Source organism: Citrobacter sp. Cf088, from assembly GCF_030334295.1.
Classification (GTDB): Bacteria; Pseudomonadota; Gammaproteobacteria; order Enterobacterales; family Enterobacteriaceae; genus Citrobacter; species Citrobacter freundii.
In genome coordinates this window covers 33,618-36,826 of record NZ_JAOWEE010000056.1, presented here as the reverse complement: position 1 = coordinate 36,826, position 3,209 = coordinate 33,618, and the positions used below count along the sequence as shown (strand labels likewise).

Genomic DNA, 3,209 nt, shown 5'->3' with positions numbered 1-3,209 from the left:
TCCACCGATTTTGAGAACGACAGCGACTTCCGTCCCAGCCGTGCCAGGTGCTGCCTCAGATTCAGGTTATGCCGCTCAATGCGCTGCGTATATCGCTTGCTGATAACGTGCAGTTCTCCCTTCAGGCGTGATTCATACAGCGGCCAGCCATCCGTCATCCATACCACGACCTCAAAGGCCGACAGCAGGCTCAGAAGACGCTCCAGCGTGGCCAACGTGCGTTCACCGAATACGTGCGCCACAACCGTCCTCCGTATCCTGTCATACGCGTAAAACAACCAGCGCTGGCGTGATTTAGCCCCGACGTATCCCCACTGTTCGTCCATTTCCGCGCAGACGATGACGTCACTGCCCGGCTGTATGCGCGAGGTTACCGACTGCGGCCTGAGTTTTTTAAGTGTCGTAAAATCGTGTTGAGGCCAACGCCCATAATGCGTGCACTGGCGCGACATCCGACGCCATTCATGGCCATATCAATAATTTTCTGGTGTGTACCGGGCTGAGAGGCGGTGTAAGTGAACTGTAGCTGCCATGTTTTACGGCAGTGAGAGCAGAGATAGCGCTGATGTCCGGCAGTACTTTTACCGTTACGCACCACGCCTTCAGTAGCTGAGCAGGAGGGACAACTGATGGAGATGGAAGCCACGGGAGCACCTCAAAAACACCATCGTACACTAAATCAGTAAGTTGGCACCATTACCAACCCTGTCGATAACATATATATCTCAACCTCATTAGAGATAATTGGTATATAATCACACTCCCGGATTCCAAAAAAGGAACAGTTGTGGTCACAATCTGCCTTAACATGATTGTGCGAGATGAATCGCACATTATAAAAAAGACCCTTTCTAATATTTTAGATAAAATACCGATTTCATCGTGGGTCATTTGTGACACTGGTTCATCAGATAATACTCCCAAACTGATTAGGGAGTTTTTTGCGCAAAGGAAGGTACCTGGTAAATTATATCACGATCAATGGATTGATTTTTCACATAACCGAAACTTGGCACTAAACCGATGCGATGGCATGTCTGACTATATACTCTTTTTCGACGCAGACGACAGAATTGAGGGAACAGTTGATACATCTAATCTAACCCATCATAGTTATTTCCTGAAAATGAGTAATGAAACACATTCTGTCACTTATTACAGGAAACTACTCGTCCGCAACGGATTATCATTCAAATGGCGTGGTGTGTTACATGAGTATCTTGAAGATAAATACCATGATACCGGAACTATTAATAGCGACCATTTCATCATTTCAGGGCGTACTGGATCGCGTAACAATACATGTAGAAAGTATCATCGCGATGCAGAGATATTAGCAACAGCATATCATCAGTGTAAAGAACAAGATTTAATGCCCAGATATGCTTTTTATTGCGCACAGTCATACCATGATGCTGCAGTGCAGGATGAGAAAAACAGGTCTGAGTTGTATAGTAGATCTATTGAATGGTATCTACTGCGCCTGAAGTTGTCCGGCTTCACAGAAGAACGGTATTTTAGTCTGCTTAGAATTGGCCTTATTCATGAGCGTTCAGGGAGAATTTCAGATGCTATCCCTTTTTTACTAGAGGCCTTTGAAGAAAATCCCCTCAGGGCAGAAAGTTTATACCATTTGGCAAGAATATATCGTTCACTTGGGAAAAATAACTTGGCATTTAGGTTCGCTAAAATGGCTAAGGAAATAAAAAAACCAATAGGTAACTTTCTCTTCCTTGATAATGTGATATACGATAACTGGATTGATTATGAGATAATGGTCAACGCAATTGAAATAGGTTTATATCCGATCGCTTACCATTCAGCACGTGAACTACTGACATTTGGCACAAATCCATCTGCCACATCGAAGGCTACGGAGATTATTAATTTTTTGATATCCCGTTCACTTATAACAGTTGTTGATCAGGATATCATAAAAAAATCAACTAAAAATAGTGTCTAAGGGGTTGAGGTAATTTCTCAGTGTCAAAATTGTCTCCTATCGCTCTAAATTTTTAATTTGAGGGTATCGAATGGTAAGTGAAACGAGCTTTCCCTGAATAAAAAATTAGCATACTAAATAACTGCGCCTATTAACGCTCCACTTTTTTTACCCTATGATTATTGCCGGGAAAAGGTGATGTGGCTTTCATAAATTGCCGGACGTTTTTCAGTAATTGCCACATTGTCCGGCAACGGTGGTTACGCGTTACCGTTTCGTGTAACGGCAGCCAAAGCAACTCTATTTTGTTCACTCACGGGGAGTAAACTGGCTGATAAATAATAATAAATTTAGCATTTTCCTTCAGCCACTTCAGCGTCTTTTTATTCTTGAGAATGATGTAGTTGTCCACGATCAGCGTGATCGTTTTTGCACTTCGATATGTGCTTTTTAAATGACTTAACATCCTTATAAATAAATCTGAGTTTTTACTTGCCCCACTGACATAATCCACTCGTCCAGTTCCGGCATAAAGGATCCCGGCAAGGTAATGCTTTTCATTTTTTCCTGGTGTAGGAATAACTTTTTGCTCTCCCTTTTTCTGCCAGTTTGCGCCGATTTTGGGATTCAAATCGATATCGGTAATCCCCTCGAAAAATCGGTGTGTTCATAAGTATAATTTTCTACTAACTTGATTTAAAAAGGATTTCTATGACCCGAAGGGCAGCTAAGCTCAACGATCACGTTTTACTGACAGTCAGATCATCGCCATTCTTAAATAAGCTGAAGTCGGAACTCTTGTTCCAGGCTGTCCGTTTACCCAATGTGATTGATGACTTCAATCGTGAAGCCTTGCTATTGAGGTTGATTTTTCCCTGCCAGCTATCCTTGTCATAAGAACGCTGGAGCAGCTCATTAAATGGAAAGGAAAACCGGCTTCAATTCGTTGTGATAATAGTCTAGAGTATATAGGTAATACACTGATAACATGGGCTGAAAAGCAAGATATTCGACTCAATTTTATTCAGCCGGGCAAACCTTAGCAGAATGCCTATATTGAGCGTTATAACCGGACAATACGCTATGACTGGCTGGGACAGAGCCTGTTTTCATCATTGAATGAATTGCAGGACTATGCGACAAAATGGCAATGGTTCTATAATCACGAACGACCGAACATGGCACTGAATGGTTTTACACCGATGCAGCATATTCATTACATGAACTGATTCTACTTATCGCCTCCGCTAAAAATAGAGGAATTACC

General features: G+C 42.4%; 2 protein-coding genes and 2 pseudogenes. 2 read left to right on the top strand and 2 right to left on the bottom strand.

The features are described from left to right. Positions 1–646 (bottom strand): IS1 family transposase gene (locus tag OGV71_RS20995; RefSeq protein WP_286533965.1). Its coding sequence is split into 2 segments (ribosomal slippage), with 647 coding nucleotides annotated over them: positions 1–397 and positions 397–646; the frame shifts between segments, so codons are not numbered across the junction. This gene is flagged as partial in the annotation. A 141-nt stretch (positions 647–787) separates the two neighbouring features. On the opposite strand from OGV71_RS20995, the gene OGV71_RS20990 reads away from it, so the two are divergent. Next, positions 788–1,963 (top strand): tetratricopeptide repeat-containing glycosyltransferase, encoded by a 1,176-nt coding sequence (locus tag OGV71_RS20990; protein ID WP_008814938.1) that lies wholly within the window; start codon positions 788–790, stop codon positions 1,961–1,963. Between the two features lie 130 nt (positions 1,964–2,093). On the opposite strand, the pseudogene OGV71_RS20985 reads toward OGV71_RS20990, so the two are convergent. Then, a pseudogene (locus OGV71_RS20985) lies at positions 2,094–2,600 on the bottom strand (IS630 family transposase); the annotation flags it as partial. Between the two features lie 146 nt (positions 2,601–2,746). Between OGV71_RS20985 and OGV71_RS20980 the strand changes: the two are divergent. Beyond that, positions 2,747–3,171, top strand: a pseudogene (locus tag OGV71_RS20980) (integrase core domain-containing protein); the annotation flags it as partial. Positions 3,172–3,209 lie beyond the last annotated feature (38 nt).